A 24325-nucleotide genomic window follows, 5' to 3' on the forward strand; every position below is an offset into this window, starting at 1 on the left:
TCTGGTTCGACCCGAACTGCCCCTGGGCCTGGATGACGAGCCGCTGGGTCGACGAGGTCGCCCGCCACCGGGACCTCGACGTGACCTGGAAGGTGATGAGCCTGTTCGTCCTCAACGAGGACCAGGACATCCCCGAGGAGTACCGCGAGCGCATCCACAAGGGGCAGCTCTACCCGCGGATCGTCACCGCCGCGGCGCTCCGCCACGGCCAGGAGATCGTCAAGCCGCTGTACGACGCGCTCGGCGAGCACGTCCACCACCGCCAGGAGTCCGACCCCGAGCAGGTCGTCCCGGCCGTGCTCCGCGAGCTCGACCTCGACGCCGACCTGCTCGAGTACGCCTGGACCGACGAGGTCGACCAGGTCGTCCGCGCGAGCCACCAGGAGGGCATCGACCGCGTCGGCCAGGACGTCGGGACGCCCGTGATCGCCGTCGAGGGCACGGCCTTCTTCGGCCCGGTCATCTCCCCGGCGCCGAAGGGACAGGAGGCGGTGGACCTGTGGGACGGCGTCGTCGCCGTCGCGAAGTACCCCGGTTTCTTCGAGCTCAAGCGCTCGCGGACGGTCGGTCCGATCTTCGACACGGTCGCGTAGTCCGGCCTGCGTCGCGGACGCGACCAGCGGGCGGACTGGAGGCACGGTGCGGGTCCGCACCGTGCCTCCAGTCTGCTACGGTGCTGGCTGAACGCTGAAACATCACGAGCACGGGGGTCTCGATGGGGGAGCAGTACCGGGTCGACCGAGGGGCGACCGGACGGACGGTCGCGGACGTCCACGGCGCGGCCGAGGACGTCGCCGAACGGGCGGGGGCACTGGCCGAGGCGCTCGACGCCGTCACCTCGGCGGCGAGCGGTTCGGACGTCATCGCATCGGCCGTCTCGTCCTTCGCCGCTGCGCGCTCGGCCACCGCACCGCGGATCGGCGCGCACCTCGCGGCGGTCAGCGCGGTCGGCCGCGTCGCCCTGGCCGCGGTGGACGAAGCAGACGCGGAGATGGCCGTCCGGGCCGAGCGGGGCGCCGTCCGGTGAACGCGCCGGTGACCGCGGGGCTCCTCGACGAGATCCGTCTCGACATGGCGGCGGTCGTCGCCGCAGCCGGTGTGGCGAGCACTGCTGCGGAGCGCGTCCGGACCGCTGCCGCGGACGGCGAGCGTTCCTGGGCCGCCGTGCCGTCGGTCTTCGCGATGCCCGGGGTGAGCGAGGCGATGCCCGCGATGACCCGCCGGTCCAGCGATGCAGCCGACGGCCTGGCCGACAGCGTCACGGCCCTGCACCGGCTCCTCGACACGGCATCGTTCGAGTTCGCCGACCTCCGTTCCCGGCGGACTGCCCCTGGTGGAACGGATCGCGTCCTTCACGGGCGGGATCGGCGATGCCGTGGCGCAGCACGACGCCTCGCTGGCTGAACCACCGTCGGCGGCGACGCCGTGGCGGCAGGTTCCCGGCCTCGCCGCCGAGGACGCCGCGCTCCGATCGGCGGCGGATGCGTGGAACGAGCAGTGGCGGGAGTGGCAGCGCGACCTGGCCTCCCGCATCGGTCGGATCGACGGCGGGGACTCGACGGACGGGCTCGCCACCGACGAGACCGACGTCCGGAACGCGAGCTTGGTGGCGCCGATGCCGCTCCCCGGGTTCCCCTCGACGCCGTTCCAGTTCCCGTGGCCGTGGCTCGGCGCGGCCGGCGGCACGGCCGCCGGGGCGGGGAGCGCGGCAGCCGGACTGTCCGCGCTCGAGCTCCTCCGGATCCTGTTCGGTCTGAGCGGTGACACCGCGAAGCAGACCCCGGCGGACGCGATGCGGCAACGGATGGCGCAGGCGGACGCCGACGCGTGGTCCTGGGTGCACGATCCACTCACCGGCAGGCCGCGCGAAGTCGCCGGTGGCGCTGGCATCATGACGGATGCGGTCGGGCCGATGACCGGGCCGGAGGCGAACGAGCACATCCGTTCGATCGGTCGGCCGGGGAAGACCGAACCGCACCGAGAGGTGGACACGCCCGAGGAGGTCGTGGCGGCGTGGCGCGATCTGAGTCGTGGCGGGAAGCTCGTCACCGGGACCGCTCGAGATCGCATCCAGGTGGTCCTTCCAGATGGCACGAGGGTGCAGTACCGGCGTGACAGCGGAACCGGGGGACCAGTGGTCGAGGTGCACAACCCGAAGTCGTCGGAGTGGGACAACGTGAAGGTGCACCTGCCAGAGCGCGTCGATCGACCCGGTCCGCACGATCTTCCTGATGACGCTCTACCGGAGGGCTGACGATGAACGAGTTCACCTACTACTGCCTCGCCAGTGTCGAAGACGGGACGGGAGACGACCTGTGGGCATGGTCCGGCAACATTGAGAAGGGCCGCCATCGCCCTCTCGAGGACACTCGCTCGTGGCTCCTCCGACGCCTTCAGCAGCTCCTCGAGGGCGATCTCGTGGCGGTCGGGAACTTCGAGGACGGCGACTCGGGCAGAGCCGTATGGCGGCCGTGGACCGGCGACCCCGAGTCACTGGTCGAACGCATCGCTGCGATCTACACCGTTGATGTCGAGCCTGACGAGGTGCAGTTCTGGGATTGCTACCTGATGAGGACGGAGCACGGCTCGGAGATGTACACACGGGAACGTACGCGGCGTCTGTCCGCTGGTCGAGACACGCTCCCACGGCTTCGGAACGTCTGGGATGCCGACGGGAACGTCATCGAGCCACGCGGTGACGAGATCGCTGTCTGACGCCGAGCCGCGCACCCGCACGGACAGCCGATCCGGCGGTCAGACCATTGATGTCCACGCGAGCTCGAAGGACAAGATCAGGTTCCATCTCCCGAAGGGATCGGATCCACACGACCTACCGGAGGACGCCCGATGAACGAACTGACCTACCAACTCCTCGCCGACGTCGCGGACGGTCTGGGTACGGACCTCTACGGATGGCACGAGCCCATCGCCTACCGCACCGGCGAGGACGACGCGACCACGCGCTCCCGCGTGCTCGGCTGGATCCGGGCTTCGGTCGAGCAGGACATCATGGGGCTCGGGTCTCTCGAACCTGATGAGGAGGGGCGGGGACGGTGGTCGAACTGGGACGGCCCGGTAGCCGATCGTCTCGAGCGTGCTGGCGCACGGTACGGCGCGACCGGCACGCTCTGGAACGTCTTCGCGACCGAAACTCCTCGAGGGATGGATCTCTACGAGGCCGAGCGGAGTCGCCGCGAGGCAGCGGGCATCGATCCGGATGCGCACGTGGGTCATCACCTCGAGGGGATCTGGGACGCCGAAGGCAACGTCATCGAGCCGCATGGGGACGAGATCGTTGTCTGACGCAGGCCTTGAGTACGTGGCCTTCCCGACCATCGAGGTCCGGCAGATGCCCGACGGCTCGATCGCAGCGCTCCGCGAGCCGCTGCCCGGTCACTAGCAGTACATCGACGTGGTCCCACCCGTCGACGCCGAGGACCCGAAGGTGCAGCGGCGCAGTGTCCGGCGGGACGACGGCCTCCGACCGAGCGCCGAACCCGCACCGCGGACGCCCGAGGAACGGCTCCTGCTCGACGTCCTCGAGTTCGGCCGCAACGGGTGTGCCACGGACCTCCGCGCCGTGCACCGGCTGGCGCGGACGGACCACGAGCCGGACCCCGGCGCCGCCCGTGCGATGGCACTCCGGGCGCTCGAGGTCGGCCTCCGTCGGGGCCTGCTGACGAGCGGGATGTTCGTGCGGGCACAGGGCGTGCTGGCGTTCGTCGAGACCGACCGGACGATCGCGGACCAGGTCGCCACGCTGCAGTCCCGGTACGGGAGCGCGCCGGGAGTCGGTGATCCCGACGAGGACCTCGCTGCGACGCTGTGGCTCGTGAACACGACGGACGGCGAACGCCACGCACGGACGCACGGTGCGAGCGCACAGTCGTCCGGGCCGACGAGCACGGGGACCGCCGCGTCCGCCGCCGCCCCGGCCGTCGTGGTGCGGTCCGAGCGTGACGGATGGGACGACAAGAACCACGAGCTGCTCGCCGAGAACGTGTTCACCGAGCTCCGGTACGGCCAGCTCGCGTGGCACGCCGGCATCTACGAGCAGACCCTGAAGAGCGTGGCGTGGGGCATCGCTGCCGAGATCGTGTACGCCTTCGACGTCAGGTGGTCGCCGGACTGGGTGCCGGAGGGGCACCCACACCGCTGGCACGACGACGAGGGGTGGCACGCGCGGTGCAACGACTGCCTCACGGAGAGCCCCGCGGAGGCCGAGGAAGCGCTCGCGTGGGACTGGTTCGCCACCCATCGTGCCGTTGCGCACGGCGACACTGCCCCGGCGTTCCGTCCGTCTCCTCCGCCGATCGAGGTGCCGCTGCCCGGCAGCGAGTGACCTCCACCGGCCGTGCGCCTCAGGCGATGCGCAACTGCATGAGCGTCAGGTCGAGCCACCGGTCGAACTTCCGCCCGACCTCGGGCAGCACCCCGACGGTCACGAACCCGAGCCGCTCGTGCAGGGCGATCGAGCCCGTGTTCGACGAACAGATGCCGGCCATCACGACGTGCACGTCCGCCGCACGGGCGTGTGCGACGAGGGCGTCCATGAGCACGGTCGCGATGCCCCGGCCGCGGAACGCCGGCACGACGTAGACGCTGTGCTCGACCGTGTGGCGGTACCCCTGGTGCGGCCGGAACGCGCTGTAGGTGACGTAGCCGGCGACGACCCCGTCGACCTCGGCGACGAGCACGGGGAGTCCGGCGGCACGACGCTCGGCGAGCCACCCGTCGAAGTACTCCCGCGGATGCGGCTCCTCCTGCCAGATCGCCGTCGAGTGCAGCACGGCGTCGACGTGCAGCGCGTGGACGACGTCGAGGTCGCGCCGCTCGCAGTCCCGCACGGTGACGGGGGCAGGGCTACCCGTCGCATATGCTGTCGTCATGTCTCAGATCGTAGACGACGCGGGAGCGGCAACGGAACCGGCCGCGGAGCGCGCCGCCGGGAGCGCTGCCGAGACCGCCGACGACGCCGACCAGCGCCGACTCGGGGAACGCCTGCAGCGCCTGCGGACCGAGCGGAAGTGGAGTCTGACCGAGCTCGCCGAGGAGTCCGGCGTCTCCCGCGCGATGATCAACCGCGTCGAGCGCGGGGTGTCGAGCCCGACGGCCACCATCCTCGGCCGGCTGTCCGGCGCGTTCGGCCTCACGGTCTCGCAGCTCCTCGACGAGACGCTCGAGCACGACGTCCCGCGCACGGCCGACCCCGACGAGGCGCGCGGCGTGCAGCGCGGGGCGACCGCGGACTCCTGGACCGACCCGGAGACCGGGTACCGCCGACGTCCCGTCTCGAGTGCGGCGTTCCCCGCGGACGTCACCGAGGTGCGCCTCCCGGCCGGACGCGAGGTCGCGTACCCGGCGAGCGCCTACGCCTTCCTCCGTCACTGCATCTGGGTCGTCGACGGCGTCCTCGAGGTGGTCGTCGCGGGGGAGTCCACGCGGCTCGGCGCTGGGGACCGGATCGAGCTCGGCGACCCGGCGGACGTGGTCTACCGCAACCCGGGTGACGAGGCGGTCCGGTACGTCGTCGTCGTGGTCCGGGCGGCGTAGGCGCGGGAATAGGATCGAGGCCATGCGCATCCACCTCGGAACGGACCACGCCGGCCTCGAGTTCAACAAGACCCTCGCCCAGCACCTCACCGAGGCGGGGCACGAGGTGGTCGACCACGGTCCGACCGAGTACGACGCGCTCGACGACTACCCCTCGTTCTGCATCAACGCCGCGCACGCCGTGGTGCAGGACCAGCGCGCCGGTGTCGAGGCGCTCGGTGTCGTCTTCGGCGGTTCGGGCAACGGCGAGCAGATCGCGGCCAACAAGGTCGAGGGCATCCGGGCCGCGCTGGTGTGGAACGAGTCGACGGCCCTCCTCGCCCGCCAGCACAACGACGCGAACGTCATCTCGATTGGTGCCCGGCAGCACACCGAGGACGAGGCCATCCGCTTCGTCGACCTCTTCATCGCCGAGCCGTTCTCCGGCGAGGAGCGTCACGCCCGCCGCATCGCGCAGCTCGCCGAGTACGAGACGACGGGGCACATCGCCGGTCGGCAGATCGACGAGTAGTCCGGGTAGACAGGACCGATGCCAGAGGGTCACTCCGTCCACCGCATCGCGAACCAGTTCTCGCGGCACTTCGTCGGCAAGCGCTGCGAGGTGTCGAGTCCGCAGGGTCGCTTCGCGGCCGGTGCGGCGCAGCTCGACGGCAAGCGGATGACCGCAGCGCGGGCGGTGGCGAAGCAGCTGTTCCTGGAGTTCGAGGACGACCTGTTCCTCCGGGTGCACCTCGGTCTCTACGGAGCGTGGGACTTCGCGGGCGTGATCTCGTCGGCGGAGGCCCTGTCCGAGGACGGCGACGGCGAGGAGTCGCTCGCGTCGATCGGCGCCCCGCGGCTCGCCCGCTACCGCATGGCTGAGCAGGAGAAGGCCGAGGACCCGATCGAGTCCTTCCCGCCGGACCCGGTCGGCCAGGTGCGCGTGCGGATCCTCACCGAGGACACCGTCGCCGACCTGCGTGGTCCGACCGCCTGCGTGGTCGAGGACCCTGCCGGGGTGCAGAAGGCGCTGGACAAGCTCGGTCCAGACCCGATCAACGACGACGGTCCCGAGGCCGAGAAGACCTTCGTCGAGAACGTGCGGAAGCGCAACGTCGCGATCGGCCAGCTGCTGATGGACCAGTCGGTGGTCGCCGGCATCGGGAACATCTACCGCGCGGAGCTGCTCTTCCGGCAGCGCATCGACCCGTACAAGCCCGGCAAGAAGATCACCGTCAAGCAGGCGAAAGCGCTCTGGCAGGACTGGTCGAAGCTCCTGCACGACGGCGTGCGGGACGGGCTCATGCTGACGATGGACGACCTGTCCGAGGCCGACCACGCAAAGGCCGTCCGTTCGCGGAAGGACCGGCACTGGGTGTACCACCGCCAGGGGGAGCCCTGCCGGGTGTGCGGCACGGAGATCCGGATGGCGGACATGGCCGGTCGCAAGCTCTACTGGTGCCCGAAGGACCAGAAGTAGCGCGTCACACCGAGCGGTGCGTGAACCGCCCGGCGACGGCCGTCGCGAGCACCGGCATCGTCCGCAGCACGTCCGACGGCTCGGACACGGCGACCGCCAGCGGGTCCAGCGGCAGCAGCACGAGGTCCGCGGCGTCACCGACCGCGACCGAGACCCGGCCGTCGGTGGACCCCCTCCACGCGGCGAGCGCCGACATCCGCTGCTCGGGGTGCCACGGCTCGCGGCCGTCCCGGTCCCGTCCGACCGCGGCCGCCATCGACACCCACGGGTCGAGCGGCGCGACGGGCGCGTCCGAGCCGAGCCGCAGTTCGGCGCCGGCCCGCTCGAGCGCGGCGAACGGGAAGGCCCGGTCCGTCTCGCCCGCCCAGTGCCGGTCGGCGATGTCGCGGTCGTCCATCGCGTGCTCGGGCTGGACGGACGCGGCGACCCCGAGCCGGGCGAACCGGTCGAGGTCGGCGCCGTCGAGCAGCTGCGCGTGCTCGATCGACCCGCGCGCGCCGACGGCCTCGAACACGTCGAGTGCGAGCGTGTTCGCTCGGTCACCGATCGCGTGCACGGCCGGGACGAGCCCGGCGTCGACCGCCCGGCGGACCATCGCCACGAGCTCGTCGAACGCGTAGGCCAGGACGCCGTCGCCGGAGGCCATCGCCGCGGTCCGGGTACCGAGCGATCCGTCGGTGATCACCTTGAACGGGCCGGTCGACAGCAGTCCGCCGGTGCCGTCGACGACCGCGCCGGTGCGGAGTCCACGGGCGATCGCGTCCTCGAGCTCGTGCGGGTACACGCCGCACGCGACCCGGAGTCCGTCGGTGCCGGCTCGCACCCGTCGGGTCCAGCGGTCGAGGCCGGACCGCATCTCCAGGTCGACGACGCGGGTCACGCCGCGCGCCGTGGCCGCGTCGACGGCGTCGGACACGTAGCCGTCGAGCACGTCGTCGGGCACGCGGGAGAGCGTGGCCGTCACGTCGAACGCGTCCTGCTCGCGCAGCACCCCGTCGTCGCCCGTCACGAGCGGGCGGCCCACCGCCGCCGAGAACCGCTCGAGGGCGATCGCGTTGCACCAGACGGCGTGCAGGTCACCGCTGATGACGACGGCCGGGAGGCCCGGCGCGGCCCGGTCGAGCAGCTCGCGTCGCGCGGGGCGGGGCCAGAGCCCGTCCCGGTACCCGTGGCCGACGATCGTCGCGGCCGGACCGCCGTCCGGCACGGCGGTACGCGCCGCCCCGGCGAGCAGGTCGGCGGTTGCTTCCGCCGAGTCGCAGCCGGACACGTCGACGCGACGGCGGACGAGGGCCCACTGGTCGAAGTGGACGTGGTGGTCGACGAGCCCCGGACCGAGCCACGCGCCGTCGGCCTCGACGACCTCGACGTCAGCTGCGACGAGGGTGCCGGCGGGCGCGATCGCAGTGACCCGTCCGTCGACGATCCGCACGTCGGACGGGGCACCGGACGTTCCCACCCGCCGGACGGAACGCAGCAGGAGGTCGCTCATCGTGCCTCCCGGCTCTCCGCGCGCACGCGGTCCATCTCGTCGGCGAGCGCCGGCGACGCGTAGGGGCCGTCCCCGCGCAGGCCCGCGACGATGCGCTCGACCACCTCGGGTGCCTTGTTCTGCGAGAGCTTGGCGCGGGCGTCGGAGCGGGTGACCCGGATGCGGATCCCCACGGTGCCCTTCGCCACCCGTCGGGCGGTCTCCTCGTCGACCTCGAGCGAGACCGGCTCGGGCATGACACGCTCGAAGTGGTCGACGAGCTCGCCGAGCACGCGGAAGTTCTCCTCGTCGGACAGGATCTCCGGCGTGCCCCACAGGTGCGCGGTCACGTGGTTCCACGTCGGGACGAACTGCTCCGGCGGGTACCACGCGGGGGAGACGTAGCCGTGCGGCCCCTGGATCACGACGAGGACCTCGTGCTGCCCGAGCTCGTGCGCGACCTCGTCGGGGCGGCCGACGTGCGAGACGAGCACGATCGCGTCCGGGTCGTCGTCGGGGCCGGGCATCTCGAGGAGCACCGGGTAGTGCGACGCGACGATCCCGGCCGCGGTGTGGGACACGATCGTCGCCCACGGGTTCTCGGCGACCACGCGCCGCACCTCGGCGACGTCGGTCATCAGGAAGCGGGGTGTGTGGCGCATGCGACGAGCGTGGCACAGGTCGCCCGCCTTCGCGACGGGTGTCGTTTCCGGCTCGTTTCCGGGCGGTAAAGGTTTCAGAGATCAGTGAAAGGAACCTTGTGCTCGGGTTTGCGCGGCCCCTACCGTCTCGACCACGACGACCGGGCCCGAACCGGACGCGCTTCGACTCGAGGAGTTCAAGATGCGACGCAGGACGATCGCGGCGGTGGCCGCAGCGGCCACGCTGGCGCTGGTGGCCACCGGCTGTTCGGCCACCGGGAACGGGAACGGGGACGCCCAGGGCGGCTCCGGCGGGAGCCTGGTCTACGCGACCGGCGAGCCCGACCACCTGACCCCGGGCCGCCAGACGGTGGCCTTCACCCAGACGATGAGCCTGTTCGCGCCGCTCACCGAGACGGACGCGAAGGGCGAACTGCACGACGTCGCCGCGAAGAGCGTCGAGTCGAGCGACGCCACCACCTGGACGATCACGCTCCGCGACGGCTGGACGTTCCAGAACGGCGAGGCCGTCACGCCCGAGAGCTACGTCAAGGCCTGGAACCACACCGCGTACGGCCCGAACGCCTGGGAGAACAGCGGGCAGCTCGCCGCGATCGTCGGCTACTCGGACCTCAACCCCGCCTCGGGCACCCCGAAGACGAAGGAGATGTCGGGACTGAAGGTGACGGGCAAGGACACCTTCACGGTGACGCTCACCCACGCGGACAGCCAGTTCCCGCTCCAGCTCAGCCAGGCGCAGACCGCGTTCTACCCGATGCCCGAGGCCGCGTACAGCGACCTGAAGGCCTACGACGCGAAGCCGATCGGCAACGGTCCGTACGAGATGACCGAGAAGTGGACGGCGAACCAGCCGTTCACCGTCAGGGCGTGGTCGGGCTACGAGGGCACGAAGGCGAAGACGGAGGACGTCACCTTCAAGAGCTACGCCGACATGAACACCGCGTACACCGACGTGCTCGCCGGCAACGCCGACGTGCTGTTCCTGCCGACCGACAAGATGACCAGCGCCTCCGGTGACTTCGGGGACCGCCTGCACTCCTTCGACGCCCCGGGCATCGACTACCTCGGCTTCCCGCTGTGGGACGAGCGGTACGCCGACCCCGACGTCCGACGGGCCATCTCCATGTCGATCAACCGGAAGCAGGTCAACCAGGCCATCTACGGCGGCCTGTACGAGCCGGCCACCGCGCTCACCCCGCCGGGCATGTCCGGCACGCAGGAGGGCATCTGCGGCGAGGCCTGCGAGTTCTCGCCGTCGAAGGCGAAGGCGCTCCTGGCGAAGGCCGGCGGGTTCGACGGCTCGATCACCCTCGTCTACCCCGGCGGCAACGGCCTCGACTCGCTCTACCAGGCGTACGCGAACCAGATCCGGCAGAACCTCGGCGTCGACACCGAGGCGAAGGCCACCACCGACTGGGCGTCGTACTACTCGGAGCTGACCGACAAGAAGATCGAGGGACCGCACTTCGGGCACTGGGGTGCGCTGTACGCCAGCCAGCAGAACACCCTCCGCGCACTGTTCACCAGTGCGGGCGGCTGCGCGCCGTGCACCGGCTACTACCAGTCGGACGAGGTCGACTCGCTGCTCGCGAAGGCCGACTCCGCGGGGTCGCAGGACGAGGCGAACGAGTACTACGCGCAGACGCAGGAGGCCGTGCTGCGGGACTTCCCGGTCGTACCGACCTTCTTCGACAAGTACTCCTACATCGTGAGCGACAAGATCGCCTCGCTCCCCGCCGTCGACGGCAGCCCGGTGGTCCAGGCCATCACCGTCCAGTAGCCGCAGGAAGCGATCCGCACCGCATGGACCAGCGCACCGTCCTCCGTCTCGTCACCGAGGTCCCCGACCGCGACGGCTTCCCGCTCGTCGACGACCTGCACGCCCGGTTCGCCGCGCTCGCCGCGGCGCACCCGGGGCAGGTCACGGTCACCCGGATCGGCACCAGCCGTCTCGGGGAGCCGCTCCACAGCTACCGGATCGGATCCGGGTCGCACGCCGCCGTCGTCGTCGGCGGCGTGCACCCGAACGAGCCGATCGGGTCGTGGACGGCGCTCCACCTGGCGACCTGGCTGCTGGCGGGCGGGACGGAGGAGCTCGACGTCACGTGGCACGTCGTCCCCACGATCGACCCCGACGGCATGCGCCTGAACGAGGCGTGGTTCGACGACCCGTACGACCGGGTGCACTACGCGCGGCACTTCTACCGGCCGGCGCCGGACAGCCAGGTCGAGTGGACCTTCCCGAACAGCCACGGGTCGGTGTACTTCGACCAGGTGCTCCCGGAGACGCTCGCGTTCATGCGGCTCATCGACGACACCGAGCCCGACCTGCTCGTGTCGCTGCACAACGGCGAGATGGGCGGCGTCTACTACTACCTCTCCGAGGACCTGCCCGGCGTGGTCGACACCCTGCACGCCGTCCCGGCGGCACTCGGGCTGCCGCTCGACACCGGGGAGCCGGAGTCGCCGTTCCTGCGCGAGCTCGCCCCGGCGGTGTTCGCCATGGACGGCGTGGAGCGGGCGTACGACTACCTGGAGTCGCTCGGCGTCGACCCCGCGGAGCACATCCACGGGGCGTCCAGCGCCGCGTGGGCGATGCGGCACGGGGCGCTGTGCGTGGTCGCCGAGCTGCCGTACTGGAGCCACCCGGACGCCGACGACCAGACCCCGACGGCCGAGTCGTACGCGGACCTCCTCCGTCGGTGCGCGGACGACCTCGGCGCCGTGGGGGTCGTCCTGCAGGACGTGCTCGACGCCGCGACGCCCCTGCTCACGATCGAGACGCCCTTCCTCGAGGCCTCCCGTGCCTTCGTGCCGATGCTCGCAGGCATGGTCGAGACCGACCGGCTGCGGGCCGAACGGGAACCGGCCGCCCGGAGGGCCACCGTCGCCGAGCGCTTCGGCTGCGAGGACCTCGTCCGGTGCTTCGGGCTCCGCTACGGCGGCATGCTGCTCCGTGCGCTCGAGGCGGAGACGGGTGCCGGCACGGCACCCGCGCCGCTCCGGCGGCTGCGGGACCGGCTCGCGGCGCAGTACGCGCTCTGGCAGGCAGACGCCGGAACGGGGGCGGTGCCCATCCCGGTGGCGACGCTGGTGGGGGTGCAGTTCGGGGCGATCCTGGCCTGCGCAGCGCACGTCGTGGGCGATGGGACGGACGCACCACGCGCCTCCCGACCGTCCCTGGCGACGACGGGAGGCGCGTGATGCGTCCCACGCTCACGGTCGGCCGTCGGGTCGGCGGCCTGCTGGTCGTCTTCCTCGGCGTGACCTTCCTCATCTACGCGATGACGTTCGCGCTCCCCGGCGACCCGATCAAGGCGCTCGGTGGCGACCGGCCGCTCAGCGACTCCGTCGTGCGCGCCCTGCGGGCCGAGTACCACCTCGACCAGCCGCTGTGGCTGCAGTACCTGCAGTACCTCGGCGGCCTGTTCCGCGGGGACTTCGGCACGGACTTCAGCGGGCAGTCCGTCGGCGAGCAGATGGCGTCGCGCTGGCCGGTCACGGTCACGCTCGCGCTCACCGCGTGGGCGATCGAGATCGTGCTCGGCATCGGGCTCGGGGTGGTGTCGGCACTGCGCCGTGGCACCCTCCTCGACAAGAGCGTCCTGGTCGGCACGATCGTCGTCGGGGCCGTCCCGGTCTTCGTGCTCGGTGTCGCCCTGCAGCTGGTCTTCTCGGTGCGGCTGCACTGGTTCCCCGTCGCCGGGGCGACCGCGGGGTGGCCCACGGCGTACCTGCTGCCCGCGTTCGTCATCGCGCTCTTCGGCCTGGCGGCCGTGTCCCGGCTGACCCGGACGTCGATGATCGAGACGCTCGACGCCGACTTCGTCCGGACGGCGCGCGCGAAGGGGCTCACCCCCGGCCGCATCGTCGGCGTGCACGTCATGCGCAACTCGCTCATCCCCACGGCGACGTACCTCGCCACCGACCTCGGGTACCTCATGGGCGGGACGGTGATCGTCGAGGGCATCTTCAACCTGCCCGGCGTCGGGAACCTGCTGTTCCAGGGCATCCGGTCGCACGAGGGTGCCGTCGTCGTCGGCATCTCGACCGCGCTCATCCTGGTGTTCCTCGTCACGAGCGTGCTCGTCGACCTGCTGCACGCCGCCCTCGACCCCCGCGTCCGGACAGGAGCCTCCGCATGACCACCTCCGCCATCGGCGCCACCGTCCCGCAGGCCGTCGTCACCCGACGGCGACCACTGCGCTCCGCGGTCCGGCGCCCCGGGTTCTGGCTGCCGGCCGGTGTCCTGACCGTCGTCCTGCTCGTCGCGCTCTTCCCGGGCTTCTTCGCCGGCCTCTTCGGGCACGGCGACCCCCGCGTGTGCGACCTCGGGTAGAGCGGTGCGCCCGCCGCAGCCGGTCACCCCTTCGGCTTCGACCTGCAGGGGTGCGACGTCTACGCCAACGTCCTCTACGGAACCCGGTCGTCGATCGCCGTCGCCGTGCTCACCACGGTCCTCGCCGGTGCCGTCGCCGTGGTCGTCGGGACCGTCGCCGGCATGGTCGGCGGGTGGGTGGACGCCGTGCTCGCCCGGCTCACCGACGTGTTCCTCGGGTTCCCGTTCCTGCTCGGGGCGGTCGTCGTCCTGAACAGCGTGGGGGAGCGGTCGGTACTGACCGTCTCGCTCGTCCTCGCCCTGTTCGGCTGGCCGACCATGGCCCGGCTCGTCCGCTCGAGCGTGCGGAGCGTCCGGAACGCCGAGTTCGTCCTGGCCGCCCGCACGATGGGCCTCTCCACCTGGCGGATCACCACCCGGTACGTCCTGCCGGCGTCGATCTCGCCGCTGCTCGTCCTCGCGACGATCACGGTCGGTGGGGTCATCGTGTCCGAGTCGTCCCTCACCTACCTCGGCATCGGGCTCGAGAGCCCCGCCATCTCCTGGGGGCTGCAGCTGTCCGCGGCGACGAGCCAGTTCCTCCGGGCACCGCACATGCTCGTCGCGCCCGCGGTGTTCCTGGCGGTGACGGTGCTCTCCGTCATCGCGCTCGGGGACACCCTGCGCGCCGCGCTCGACCCCCGACGTCGCTGAGCGCGTCGCGGCACACGCCGCGGCGCACGACGCGACAGACTCGACCCACCGCTCCTCGAAAGGACCACCGTGACCGACACCCTCGACGCTTACCGGAAGACCCTCCCGTACATCCGGGAGTGGGTGTCGTACAAGGTGTGGCAACTGCGGGTCCCGGGCGTGCAGGTCGCGATCGGCCACGGGGGCGAGGTCCTGTTCGACGAGGCGTGGGGCCACGCCGACGTCGAGGCCGGACGGCGCCTCACCACGACCGACCTGTTCCGCATCGCGTCGCACTCGAAGACCTTCACCGCGACGGCACTCCTGCAGCTCGTCGAGCGCGGCGACCTCCGGCTCGACGACACCGTCGGCACCCACGTCCCGGCCCTCGTCGCGGGCGGGTCGCCGATCGCCGACGCGACGGTCCGCGAGCTCATGGAGATGGGCGCCGGCGTCATCCGGGACGGTCACGACGGGGACTACTGGTCCCTGCAGCGCCCCTTCCCGGACGAGGAGGAACTGCTCGCGCTCGTCCTCGACCGCGGACAGAAGGTCCCCACCGGATCGTCGTTCAACTACTCGAACCTCGGGTACTCCCTGCTCGGGCTCGTCATCGCCGCGGTCTCCGGGCAGTCGTACGACGACTTCGTCCGCGCGTCGATCACCGAGCCGCTCGGCCTGCGGAACACCGGCCCGGACTGGGACCCGGCCCGGGCCGACGACTTCGTGGTCGGGTACACGGGCTTCCACACCGCCCGGACCCGGAAGCGCATCGACCACGTCGACACCCGCGCGATGGCCGCCGCCACCGGGTTCCACGGCACCGCGTCCGACCTCGTCCGGTACTTCTCCCAGCACGTCATCGGGCAGGGCACCCTGCTCAGCGACCACTCGAAGCGCCTGGTCCAGCGGAAGGCGTGGAGCGCCACCGACGACGACGCCGAGCGCGGGTACGGTGCCGGGTTCGTCGTCGACCGGATCGGGGGCCGGGACATCCGCGGGCACTCCGGCGGCTTCCCCGGGCAGATCACGCAGTCGATGTTCGACCCGGCGTCCGGGCTCGTCGTCTCGGTGCTCACCAGCGCCGCGGCCGGGCCGGCGACGCTCATCGCGACCGCGATCATCACGCTCCTCGACGCGGCCGTCGGGGACGACGCCCCGAACGCGGTCGTCCCGGACGACGTCGACGCCGCGACCTTCACCGGGCGCTTCGCGAACCCGTGGGGCGTCACCGACGTCGCCCGCATCGGCGACCGGCTCGTCGAGATCGACCCGTCCGCACCGGCGCCGCTCGACGCGCCGACCCGACTCGAGGTCGTCGACGCCGACACCCTCCGGATGACCCACGGCAACCGGTTCGGGTCCGTGGACGAGGACGTCACGTACGACCGCGACGCCGACGGCGGTGTCCGTTCGATCCGTGCCGGTGGCGGGATGACCATGGAGCCGTGGACGATCCCGACCGAGTCGCCCGCGGTCGCCGCCGGCCTCGAGGCATGAGCGCCGGGGAGCGCCCGTCCGCGGGCACGGACGTGCAGGACGACGTCGTCCTCGAACCGGAGCGCCAGGCGTTCGTCGAGGAGTTCGCGCTCATGTTCAGCGAACTCGCCGGCACGCCGCTCACCGACGCGCGGGTCCTCGGCTACCTCATGATGACCCGGGCCCCGCACTCGTCGTCGTCCGACCTGCAGCTCGCGCTCGGCGCGAGCTCGGGTGCGATCTCGATGGCCACCCGGCGGCTCGCGGACAGCGGCTTCGTCAAGCGGCACACCGTCCCGGGCGAACGCAGCCACTACTTCCGCGCCGAGGCCGACGTCTGGGGGTCCTGGCTCGCCGGGGAGCGTCGGTACCTCGACCGGCAGCGCGACGTCATCGGCCGCGGGCTCGCGATCGTCGAGTCCGGCGGCCACACCGCGGACGGCGACGTGGACGCCGAGGTCCGTGAACGCCTCCGCAACGGCCGCGACTACATGCAGTGGCTGCGCGGGTACCACGTCAAGATGCTCGAGGAGTGGGAGGCCTTCAAGGCGGCCCGCGACGAGACCGACCGACCGGAGACCCCATGACCGACGTCCTCACCGTCGACCAGCTCACCGTCACGTTCGACGTGGACGGCGACGTCGTCCGCGCGGTCGACGGCGCCTCGTTCACGGTCGGCCGCGGCGAGGTCGTGGCCGTCGTCGGCGAGTCCGGGTCGGGCAAGAGCATGACCGCGATGACCGCGATGGGCATCGCGCCCGAGGGGGCCCGCGCCACCGGGAGCATCCGGATCGGGGACCTCGAGGTGCTCGGCGCCGACGAGCAGGTGCTCCGCGAGGTGCGCGGTCGCCGGGTGTCGATGATCTTCCAGGACCCGTCCGCCGCCCTGAACCCCGTCTTCACGGTCGGGTTCCAGCTCGCCGAGGCCGTCCGCCGCGCCGAGGGCGGCCTCGACCGCGCGGCCGTCCGTGCGCGCTCGCTCGAACTCCTCCGCGCCGTGGAGGTCCCGGAGCCGGAGCGTCGACTCGGGCAGTACCCGCACGAGCTCTCGGGCGGTCAGTGCCAGCGCGTCATGATCGCGATGGCGCTCGCCGCGGACCCGGACCTCCTCATCGCCGACGAGCCGACGACGGCGCTCGACGTCACCGTGCAGGCGGAGGTCCTCGACGTGCTCCGTGCGCTCCGCGACCGGACCGGCACCGCGATCCTCCTCATCACGCACGACATGGGCGTCGTCGCCGACATCGCCGACCGGGTGGTCGTGATGCGCCGGGGCGAGGTCGTCGAGCGCGGGACGGCCGTCGGCGTCTTCGCCGACCCGGCCGCCGAGTACACGCGGGAACTCCTCGCCGCCGTCCCGCGGATGGGCGCCACGAACCTGGAGGCGCGGCCCACCCCCGCCACCGACCCCGCTATGCCCGTCCTCGACGTCCGGCACCTCGTGGTCGAGTACGGCGGCGCCCTGCGCGGGCGCTTCCGCGCGGTCGACGACGTGACGTTCACCGTCGGTCGTGGTGAGATCCTCGGCCTGGTCGGCGAGTCCGGCAGCGGCAAGACCACGATCGGACGCGCCGCCGTCGGACTCGCGCCGATCACCGACGGGTCGGTCCTCGTGGAGGGGACCGACGTGGCGGGCGCGCGCCGCGCCTCCCGGAACACGATGCGTCGCCGGGTCGGTGTGGTCTTCCAGAACCCGCTGCGTTCCCTGAACCCGCGGTACACGGTCGGGCAGACGGTGGCCGAACCGCTCCGCCAGATCCTCCGGCTGCCGTCGGCCGAGGTGGGCCCGCGTGTCGAGCGACTGCTCGCGGACGTCGGGCTCGGCGGCGGCTTCCGCGAGCGGTACCCGCACGAACTCAGCGGCGGTCAGCGGCAGCGCGTGGCGATCGCCCGCGCCGTCGCGCTCGACCCCGCCCTGCTCATCGCAGACGAACCGACCAGCGCGCTCGACGTCTCCGTGCAGGCCCGGGTGCTCGACGTCTTCCGCGAGCTCCAGGAACGTCTCGGGTTCGCCTGCCTGTTCGTCACGCACGACCTGGCGGTGGTCGACACCCTGTGCGACCGCGTGGTGGTGCTCCATCGCGGACGGATCGCCGAGGAGGGACCGCGCGACGCGATCCTCCGGGCACCGCAGGACCCGTACACGAGGCGGCTCGTCCAGGCGGCGCCGGTGCCGGACCCCGTCGAGCAGGCGGCCCGGCGTTCGGCGCGGCTCGCGGCGCTGTCCGGCTGAGGCGGGGCTCGTGCCAGGCTGGTCGGCATGGAGAAGCGCGCCGCGTACGAGTCCGTCCTGCCCTACGTCCGTGAGTGGGTCGCCTACAAGGTGTGGCAGTTGCGCCTGCCCGGTGTGCAGGTCGCGATCGGCTTCGAGGGCCAGGAGCTGTTCTCCGAGGCGTGGGGGTACGCCGACGTGGAGGCCGGTCGCCGCCTGACCACGACCGACCTCTTCCGGATCGCGTCGCACTCGAAGACCTTCACCGCGACCGCCCTGCTGCAGCTCGCCGACGCCGGCGCCCTGCGGCTCGACGACACGGTCGGCTCGTTCGTGCCCGCCCTGGTCGAGGCCGGGTCGCCGATCGCGGACGCGACGGTCCGCGAGCTCATGGAGATGGGCGCCGGGGTGGTGCGCGACGGTGCCGACGGCGACCACTGGGCGCTCGACCACCCGTTCCCCGACGCCGACCAGCTCGTCGCGCTCGTCGTCGAGGGCGGCGCGAAGGTGCCCGTGGGCTCCGCGTTCAACTACTCGAACCTCGGGTACGGCCTGCTCGGGCTCGTGATCGAGGCCGTCACCGGGACGTCCTACGCCGAGCACGTCCGGACCGCGATCACCGAGCCGCTCGGCCTCGCCGGCACCGGCCCGGAGTTCGACCCGGCACGCGAGGACGAGTTCGTCGTCGGCTACACCAGCCTGCACGACGCCCGCACCCGTCAGCGTGTCCCGCACGTGACGACCGGGGCGCTCGCCGCCGCCACCGGCTTCCACGGCACCGCGTCCGACCTGGTCCGCTACTTCTCGGAGCACGTGCCCGGTCGCGGCTCGCTGCTGTCCGACCGCGCCAAGCGCCTGGCCCAGCGGAAGGCCTGGAGCGCCCTCGACGACGACCCGGCGGCGCGCGGCTACGGCGCGGGGTTCGTCGTCGACCGGATCAACGGGCGCGAGGTCCGCGGCCACTCCGGCGGGTTCCCCGGGCAGATCACCCAGTCGGTGTTCGACCCGGCCTCGTCGCTCGTCGTGTCCGTCCTGACGAGCAGTGCGACCGGCCCCGCGGGCATGATCGCCACCGGGATCGTCCACCTGCTCGACGCCGCCGCCGACGAGCACGCCCCGGGGCCGGTGCTCCCCGCCGACGTCGACACCGACCGCTACACCGGCCGGTTCACCACCTTCGAGGGGATCACGGACGTGGCACGCATCGGCGACCGGCTGCTCGCGATCGACCCGACGCAGCCCGTGCCGACCGAGTCACCGGTGCGGCTCGAGGTCGTCGACGAGGACACGCTCCGGATGGCATCGGGCAACCGCTTCGGCTCCGTCGACGAGCTGATCAGCTACGTGCGGGACGGATCGGGCACGGTCACCTCGTTCCGGGGCGACAGCGGGATGACCCACCGCCCGTGGTCGGTACCCGAGGAGTCCCCGGCGGTCGCCGCCGCCCTCGTCTGACGGCGCGACGGGCGCACGGGGTGGGGACAACCCCACCCCCGATCCGGGAGACGGCAGGATGGGACGCGGGGACGGGCTCCGTGAGGCTGGACCCATGACCGACACCGACCGCCTCGACCAGGCCGAGACCGTCCCGCTGGACCACTCCGCCGCCGACCGGGCACACACCGTCCCGCTGGACGACGCCGTGCCCCAGGGAGCCACGAAGCCCGTGCCCGAAGAGCCGCTGACACCGCCGACGACGACGACGCCGACGCCGCCGCCGCCGCCGCCGTCGTGGTCGTCGACGCCCGCCGTCGGTGCCGAGCCGACGCCCGTCGTGGGACCGGGCGGCGGAGCAGGGTCCGGTCGGCGGACGACCGCCGGTGGCTTCTACCGCGAGGCCTGGCGGCGCCTGCCGCGCGACTTCGGGTACATGGCGCTGACGGCCGTGCTGCTCTGCACGCTCTACGTGGCGTTCCCCGCGGCGCTGTTCGGGCGGGGCTTGCGCGACCTGTTCAACCCGTTCGTCCTGCTGATGTTCTTCATCGCGCTGTTCGTGGCGCGGTGGGTCGGGCAGTTCGAGAAGCTCCGCATCGGGTGGGCGGACCCCCGGCCGATCCGCCCGGTGGACTGGACCCCGCGGTGGCAGCAGAACTGGTGGACCCGGACCGGCTCGGCGGTCGCCAACCCGCACTACTGGCTGTACCTGCTGCACGCGGTCGTCGTGTACCCGCTCGCGGCGCTCGTCACCGTGGGTGTCGGCGCCGTCCTGGTCGCGGGTTCCCTGTGGCCCCTCCTGCTCGCCGGCGGCTTCGTCCTCGGCCGGACGATGAACGGTGCCCTGCCGTCGCTCGACTTCGTCGACAGCGGCGCGCTGGTGGGCATCGGCACCGCGGCCCTGCTCTCGATGGCGGCCTCGGTCGCGCTCTTCCCGCTCTGGGCGCGCGGCTCGGTCCTGGCCCACTACTGGATCGACGCCGGGCTGCTCGGCGGGTTCCGTGCCGAGCAGCTCGAGCAGCGCGTCGCCGGGCTCCAGGCCTCGCGTGCCGGGGCCGTCACGGCCGAGGGGCAGACGCTCCGGCAGATCGAGCGTGACCTGCACGACGGACCGCAGCAGCGACTCGTCCGGCTCCGCATGGACCTCGCCGCCGCCGAACGCGCCTTCGACCGGGACCCGGAGAAGGCGAAGCGGCTCATCGGCGAGGCGACCGAGCACGCGCAGGACGCCCTCGACGAGCTGCGCGCACTGTCGCGGGGCTTCGCACCGCCGATCCTGCTCGACCGCGGGCTCGTCGCGGCGCTCGAGGCCCTGGTCGCGCGGACGCCGATCCCCGTCGGACTCGACGTCCGGCTGCCCGAGGGGCTCGAGCTCGCGACCGAGGTCCAGCGCAACGTGTACTTCACCGTGAGCGAGCTGCTGACGAACACGACGAAGCACGCGGGCGCCTCGGCGGCGGGTGTCTACCTCGGCCTCATCGTGGACGCCTCCGGGCTCTGGTACCTCACCGTCAGCGTGACCGACGACGGGCGCGGCGGTGCCCGCACGCAGGCCGGCCACGGGATCGAGGGGCTGACCGGACGGATGCGGGCCCTCGACGGCGAACTCGTCGTGAACAGCCCCGAGGGCGGCCCCACCGAGGCCACGGCCCGGATCCCGCTCGGCGCCCTGCACGGGGTCCCGGTCACGAGGGCGTGAGGCCGGGGGAGCGACCGCTCCCACTAGGCTGGTCGGCATGAGCGACGGCCCGGGTGCAGCACGCATCCGGGCCGTCGTCGTCGACGACGCGGTGCTCCTGCGCGAGGGCCTCGCCCGCGTGCTCGACGAGGCGGGCATCGACGTCGTCGGCCAGTACGCCGACGCCGACGCCTTCCTCGCCACGCTGCCCGAGGCCGCTCCGGACGTCGTCGTGATGGACGTGCGGATGCTGCCGACCTTCAGCGACGAGGGCGTCCGTGCCGCCGTCGAGACCCGCCGGGTGGCCCCGCGGACCGGGGTCCTGCTGCTCTCGCAGTACGTCGAGGCCACCTACGCCGAGGACGTCCTCGCCGCCGGCGCGACCGGCATCGGGTACCTGCTCAAGGACCGCGTGACCCGGCTCGAGGAGATCGACGACGCCGTCCGGCGCATCGCCGCGGGCGGGACGGTGCTCGACCCCGAGGTCGTCACGCAGCTCATGGGCCGCCGCCGGGACCCGCTCGCCGCCCTGACACCGCGGGAGCGCGACGTGCTCGGGCTCATGGCCGAGGGCCGCACCAACGCCGCGATCGCCCGTGCCCTGGTGATCGGCACCGGCGCCGTCGAGAAGCACGTCACGAGCATCTTCGGCAAGCTCGCCCTCGAGGACACCGGCGAGGACCACCGCCGCGTCCTCGCCGTGCTCGCCTACCTCGGCTGAGCGGCGCCGTCCCGATGGCGACCGCGCCCCGTGTCCCCGCGCCGCTCCTCGCGCTCGCCGCCATGGTGTCCGTGCAGATCGGCGCGGCGGTCGCGAAGACCCGCTTCGACGAGGTCGAGCCGGTGGGCGCGGCGACGCTCCGGCTGGTCATCGGCGCCGTCGTGCTCCTGCTCGTGGTGCGTCCGCGCGTCCGGCACTGGACGCGTGCGCAGTGGACGGCCGCGGCGCTGCTCGGCCTGGCCCTCGGCGGCATGAACGTCCTCATCTACGTCGCCTTCGCGAGCATCCCGATCGGCGTTGCGGTGACGATCGAGTTCCTCGGTCCGCTCGTGCTCTCCCTCGTGCACACCCGGCGGTGGCGGGACGTCACGTGGGCGCTGCTCGCGCTCGCCGGCGTGGTGCTGCTCGGTGTCGGTCCGGCCGCCGTCACCGCGGTCGGGGGCGTGCTCGCCGCGGTGGCCGCCGCCGCGTGCTGGGCGGGCTACATCGTCATGAACCGTCGCGTCGGTGCCGCGATCCCCGGTGTCGACGGGCTCGCGGTGTCGATGGTCGTGGCGATGGTCGTCTCGCTGCCGACGGGCCTCGGTCCGGCCGTCGAGGGCGTCGCTGCGCACCCGACGCTGCTGCTCGTGTTCGGCGCGGTCGCGGTGCTGTCGAGCGTCCTGCCCTACGCGCTCGAGATGCTCGCGCTCCGGCGGATGCCGACGCGGGTGTTCGGGGTGCTGCAGAGCCTCGGCCCGGGGATCGCAGCGCTCGCCGGGCTCGTGGTCCTGCACGAGGCCCTCGCGACGCAGGAGGTCGTCGCGCTCGCGTGCGTGAGCGTCGCGAGCATCGGCGTCACGCTGTCCGCGCGACGCGGCCGGACCCGGCCGGACACGGGGCTGCCGCCGGACGCCGACCAGGTGCCCTGATCCCGGGGATGTCCGCCGTGCCTCCCGGACGACCGGCTACTCGACGCGGAGGAAGTCCGCGTAGGTGGGCTCCGCCTGCACGCCCGACAGCAGTGCCGGGTCGTTGATCCGCCGCTCGACGTAGGCCGCGATGACCTCGGGCGGGGTGAGCACGTGGGCGACCCAGGACGGCACCTCGCTCTTCTTCACGGTGCCTCCTCGATGGTCGTCCGGTCGAACTACTCGATCGGTGAGTAGTTCGACCGACCGCTGTTGACTGAACGATCCTCGTCGCGGCGACGGAAGTCAATGCCGTGCGTTCGCCGGATGCCGATCGGCGCGGTCGGCGCGGAGGGTGCGGTGCTTCACGGCGGACCGCCAGACCCACGCGTCGGCCTGCTGCCCGAACTGCGCCCACTCGACGAGCACGGCGTCGCGGGTCCAGCTCTTCGCGAACCCCTTCACGCGGATGTGGAACGTCGGGAACTGGACCCACGCCCAGACGGGGACGGGCGTGACGGCGTGGCAGACGTCCGGCCCGCGGGCGTCCTCGGACAGGGAGTAGGCGCGCGGGCGTTCGACCTCCGGGTGCTCCGGGGGCTGCCACCGGTTCTCGCGACGCCGTCCCACACCGGTATTCGAACGTGTGTTCGAACCGCCGTCAAGTCCGGCGCGCGGTCACCTCGCGGAGCGGTCGGTCGACGGGCGTGTCGGGGTGCGCCCGGTCGAGTCGCGGACGCTCAGGGTCAGCGGCGGCCCCGGACGCGACGGCAGGACCGTCCCGGTGTCGATCTGCTCCCGCAGGAGCACGGCGGCGCGCTGTCCGAGCTCGACGGTGTCGCGGGTCAGCGACGTGACGGCGGGCCGGACGAGCCGGACCATGGCGGAGTCGTCGAACGAGACGATGGACACGTCCGTGGGGACGGCGACGCCCATCTCGCTCGCGACGCCGAGGCCGGCGACCGCGAGGACGTCGTTGTCGTACACGATCGCGGTCGGACGGTCGGGGTGGGACAGGAGCGTCCGGGTCGCCCGAGCACCCTCGTCGGCGGAGTAGTCGGTCGGGACGGACACGGTCCGCTCGAGCCCGGCCGCGGCGGCGAAGGCCCGGAGGCGCTCCACGCGCATGGCGGTGTGCTCGAACTCCGGCCGGCCCGAGACGTGGGCGATGTGCCGGTGTCCGAGCGCGTGCAGGTACCGCAGGACGGTGTCGGTGGCGTCCGAGTCGTCGATCCACACGCTGGGTGCCGTGCCCTCCGGGGTCGGGTGGGACCCGACGACCACGGCGGGCATGCCGAGCTCCGCGAGCAGGGTGAGCCGCTCGTCCGTACGGCGTGGGTCGATCACGATGACACCGTCCACGCGGTGGCCCCGCCACCAGTCGCGGTAGGTCGCGAGCTCCTCGTCGGCATCGCGGGCGACGAGGAGTGTCATGCCGACGTGCGTGCCGGCGAGCCCGAGCTGGATCCCCGAGATGAGGTCGCCGAAGAACGACTCCGTGCCGAGCGTCCGTGCCGGCCGGTTCAGGACGAACCCGATCGACCCGGCCCGCGCGCCGCCGAGCGCGCGCGCCGCGGTGTGCGGCTGCCAGTCGAGTTCACGGGCGATCTCCTGCACGCGGCGACGGGTCTCGACGGACACCCCGGGCCGGTCGTTCAGCGCGAACGACACCGCGCTGATGGAGACGCCCGCGCGGGCGGCGATGTCGGCGATCGTCGTCCGACGCTTGGAAGCCACGGGTTGACTATAGCGTTT

Annotated in this window: 27 protein-coding genes; 21 read left to right on the plus strand and 6 right to left on the minus strand. The window is 72.4% G+C overall.

The features are described from left to right. Positions 1-32: 32 nt before the first annotated feature. The 6 genes from H7A69_RS03170 to H7A69_RS03195 all read left to right on the plus strand — a co-directional run bounded on the left by H7A69_RS03170 (position 33) and on the right by H7A69_RS03195 (position 4342). A complete protein-coding gene (locus H7A69_RS03170) occupies positions 33-593 on the plus strand; it encodes a disulfide bond formation protein DsbA (RefSeq protein WP_259346070.1) in 561 nt (186 codons plus the stop codon). 122 nt (positions 594-715) lie between these two features. Beyond that, positions 716-1027, plus strand: a complete 312-nt coding sequence (locus H7A69_RS03175; RefSeq protein ID WP_182045724.1) for a hypothetical protein — start codon at positions 716-718, stop codon at positions 1025-1027. Between the two features lie 306 nt (positions 1028-1333). Then, positions 1334-2254, plus strand: a complete 921-nt coding sequence (locus tag H7A69_RS03180; RefSeq protein ID WP_182045726.1) for a hypothetical protein — start codon at positions 1334-1336, stop codon at positions 2252-2254. Between the two features lie 2 nt (positions 2255-2256). Then, positions 2257-2715 (plus strand): hypothetical protein, encoded by a 459-nt coding sequence (locus tag H7A69_RS03185; protein ID WP_182045728.1) that lies wholly within the window; start codon positions 2257-2259, stop codon positions 2713-2715. Between the two features lie 132 nt (positions 2716-2847). Next, on the plus strand, positions 2848-3303 hold the full coding sequence (locus tag H7A69_RS03190; RefSeq protein WP_182045730.1) for a hypothetical protein: 456 nt from the start codon (positions 2848-2850) through the stop codon (positions 3301-3303). 109 nt (positions 3304-3412) lie between these two features. Then, complete coding sequence (locus H7A69_RS03195) at positions 3413-4342, plus strand: hypothetical protein (protein WP_182045731.1); 930 nt, start codon at positions 3413-3415, stop codon at positions 4340-4342. A gap of 19 nt (positions 4343-4361) precedes the next feature. Here the strand turns inward: H7A69_RS03195 and H7A69_RS03200 are convergent, their stop codons facing one another. Further along, positions 4362-4889 (minus strand): GNAT family N-acetyltransferase, encoded by a 528-nt coding sequence (locus H7A69_RS03200; protein ID WP_182045733.1) that lies wholly within the window; start codon positions 4887-4889, stop codon positions 4362-4364. On the opposite strand from H7A69_RS03200, the gene H7A69_RS03205 reads away from it, so the two are divergent. From H7A69_RS03205 to H7A69_RS03215, 3 genes are read left to right on the plus strand one after another with little or no spacing between them, the layout of a single operon-like run. Next, positions 4888-5553, plus strand: a complete 666-nt coding sequence (locus H7A69_RS03205) for a helix-turn-helix domain-containing protein (RefSeq protein WP_182045735.1) — start codon at positions 4888-4890, stop codon at positions 5551-5553. The two genes, H7A69_RS03200 and H7A69_RS03205, sit on opposite strands and share 2 nt — an antisense overlap. Before the next feature lie 22 nt (positions 5554-5575). Beyond that, positions 5576-6064, plus strand: a complete 489-nt coding sequence (locus tag H7A69_RS03210; RefSeq protein WP_069711540.1) for a ribose-5-phosphate isomerase — start codon at positions 5576-5578, stop codon at positions 6062-6064. Positions 6065-6082: 18 nt separating this feature from the next. Then, entirely contained in the window at positions 6083-7012 is a 930-nt protein-coding gene (locus H7A69_RS03215; RefSeq protein WP_182045737.1) for an Fpg/Nei family DNA glycosylase, read from the plus strand. 4 nt (positions 7013-7016) lie between these two features. Here the strand turns inward: H7A69_RS03215 and H7A69_RS03220 are convergent, their stop codons facing one another. After that, positions 7017-8504 (minus strand): amidohydrolase, encoded by a 1488-nt coding sequence (locus tag H7A69_RS03220; protein ID WP_182045739.1) that lies wholly within the window; start codon positions 8502-8504, stop codon positions 7017-7019. After that, the gene (locus H7A69_RS03225) at positions 8501-9145 is read right to left on the minus strand and encodes an FMN-binding negative transcriptional regulator (RefSeq protein WP_182045741.1); all 645 of its coding nucleotides are present in this window, start codon (positions 9143-9145) and stop codon (positions 8501-8503) included. Before H7A69_RS03225 ends, H7A69_RS03220 begins: the two co-directional genes overlap by 4 nt. A gap of 181 nt (positions 9146-9326) precedes the next feature. Between H7A69_RS03225 and H7A69_RS03230 the strand changes: the two genes are divergently transcribed. From H7A69_RS03230 to H7A69_RS03280, 12 genes are all read left to right on the plus strand, one after another. Beyond that, positions 9327-10925 carry an ABC transporter substrate-binding protein gene (locus H7A69_RS03230; RefSeq protein ID WP_259346060.1) on the plus strand — a complete coding sequence of 533 codons (1599 nt, stop codon included), beginning with the start codon at positions 9327-9329 and terminating at the stop codon, positions 10923-10925. Positions 10926-10948: 23 nt separating this feature from the next. After that, positions 10949-12349, plus strand: coding sequence for a M14 family zinc carboxypeptidase (locus H7A69_RS03235; RefSeq protein ID WP_182045743.1), 1401 nt, complete (start codon positions 10949-10951; stop codon positions 12347-12349). Then, positions 12349-13290: an ABC transporter permease gene (locus tag H7A69_RS03240; protein ID WP_069711534.1), complete on the plus strand. Its 942-nt coding sequence runs from the start codon at positions 12349-12351 to the stop codon at positions 13288-13290. Before H7A69_RS03235 ends, H7A69_RS03240 begins: the two co-directional genes overlap by 1 nt. Beyond that, positions 13287-13484: a hypothetical protein gene (locus H7A69_RS17380; protein ID WP_259346061.1), complete on the plus strand. Its 198-nt coding sequence runs from the start codon at positions 13287-13289 to the stop codon at positions 13482-13484. Before H7A69_RS03240 ends, H7A69_RS17380 begins: the two co-directional genes overlap by 4 nt. A gap of 105 nt (positions 13485-13589) precedes the next feature. Next, positions 13590-14177 carry an ABC transporter permease gene (locus H7A69_RS03245; RefSeq protein WP_259346062.1) on the plus strand — a complete coding sequence of 196 codons (588 nt, stop codon included), beginning with the start codon at positions 13590-13592 and terminating at the stop codon, positions 14175-14177. A gap of 69 nt (positions 14178-14246) precedes the next feature. Further along, positions 14247-15656 (plus strand): serine hydrolase, encoded by a 1410-nt coding sequence (locus H7A69_RS03250; RefSeq protein ID WP_182045745.1) that lies wholly within the window; start codon positions 14247-14249, stop codon positions 15654-15656. Next, positions 15653-16222 (plus strand): GbsR/MarR family transcriptional regulator, encoded by a 570-nt coding sequence (locus H7A69_RS03255; RefSeq protein WP_182045747.1) that lies wholly within the window; start codon positions 15653-15655, stop codon positions 16220-16222. The genes H7A69_RS03250 and H7A69_RS03255 overlap by 4 nt, the downstream gene beginning before the upstream one ends. Next, positions 16219-17868 (plus strand): dipeptide ABC transporter ATP-binding protein, encoded by a 1650-nt coding sequence (locus H7A69_RS03260; protein WP_182045749.1) that lies wholly within the window; start codon positions 16219-16221, stop codon positions 17866-17868. Before H7A69_RS03255 ends, H7A69_RS03260 begins: the two co-directional genes overlap by 4 nt. A 27-nt stretch (positions 17869-17895) precedes the next feature. Further along, a complete protein-coding gene (locus tag H7A69_RS03265) occupies positions 17896-19302 on the plus strand; it encodes a serine hydrolase domain-containing protein (RefSeq protein WP_182045751.1) in 1407 nt (468 codons plus the stop codon). Positions 19303-19396: 94 nt separating this feature from the next. Continuing rightward, complete coding sequence (locus tag H7A69_RS03270; RefSeq protein ID WP_182045753.1) at positions 19397-20980, plus strand: sensor histidine kinase; 1584 nt, start codon at positions 19397-19399, stop codon at positions 20978-20980. 37 nt (positions 20981-21017) lie between these two features. After that, positions 21018-21680, plus strand: a complete 663-nt coding sequence (locus H7A69_RS03275) for a response regulator transcription factor (RefSeq protein ID WP_182045755.1) — start codon at positions 21018-21020, stop codon at positions 21678-21680. Between the two features lie 14 nt (positions 21681-21694). Then, positions 21695-22591 carry an EamA family transporter gene (locus H7A69_RS03280; RefSeq protein WP_182045757.1) on the plus strand — a complete coding sequence of 299 codons (897 nt, stop codon included), beginning with the start codon at positions 21695-21697 and terminating at the stop codon, positions 22589-22591. A 36-nt stretch (positions 22592-22627) separates the two neighbouring features. Here H7A69_RS03280 and H7A69_RS03285 read toward each other — a convergent pair whose 3' ends face one another. The 3 genes from H7A69_RS03285 to H7A69_RS03295 form a co-directional block, all read right to left on the minus strand. Continuing rightward, positions 22628-22780 carry a hypothetical protein gene (locus H7A69_RS03285; RefSeq protein WP_181429186.1) on the minus strand — a complete coding sequence of 51 codons (153 nt, stop codon included), beginning with the start codon at positions 22778-22780 and terminating at the stop codon, positions 22628-22630. Positions 22781-22876: 96 nt separating this feature from the next. Next, entirely contained in the window at positions 22877-23200 is a 324-nt protein-coding gene (locus tag H7A69_RS03290; protein WP_182045758.1) for a hypothetical protein, read from the minus strand. Positions 23201-23248: 48 nt separating this feature from the next. Further along, positions 23249-24307 carry a LacI family DNA-binding transcriptional regulator gene (locus H7A69_RS03295; RefSeq protein ID WP_182045760.1) on the minus strand — a complete coding sequence of 353 codons (1059 nt, stop codon included), beginning with the start codon at positions 24305-24307 and terminating at the stop codon, positions 23249-23251. Positions 24308-24325: the final 18 nt, after the last annotated feature.

The organism is Curtobacterium sp. ME26 (assembly GCF_903970945.1).
In the GTDB taxonomy this organism is placed as follows: domain Bacteria; phylum Actinomycetota; class Actinomycetes; order Actinomycetales; family Microbacteriaceae; genus Curtobacterium; species Curtobacterium citri.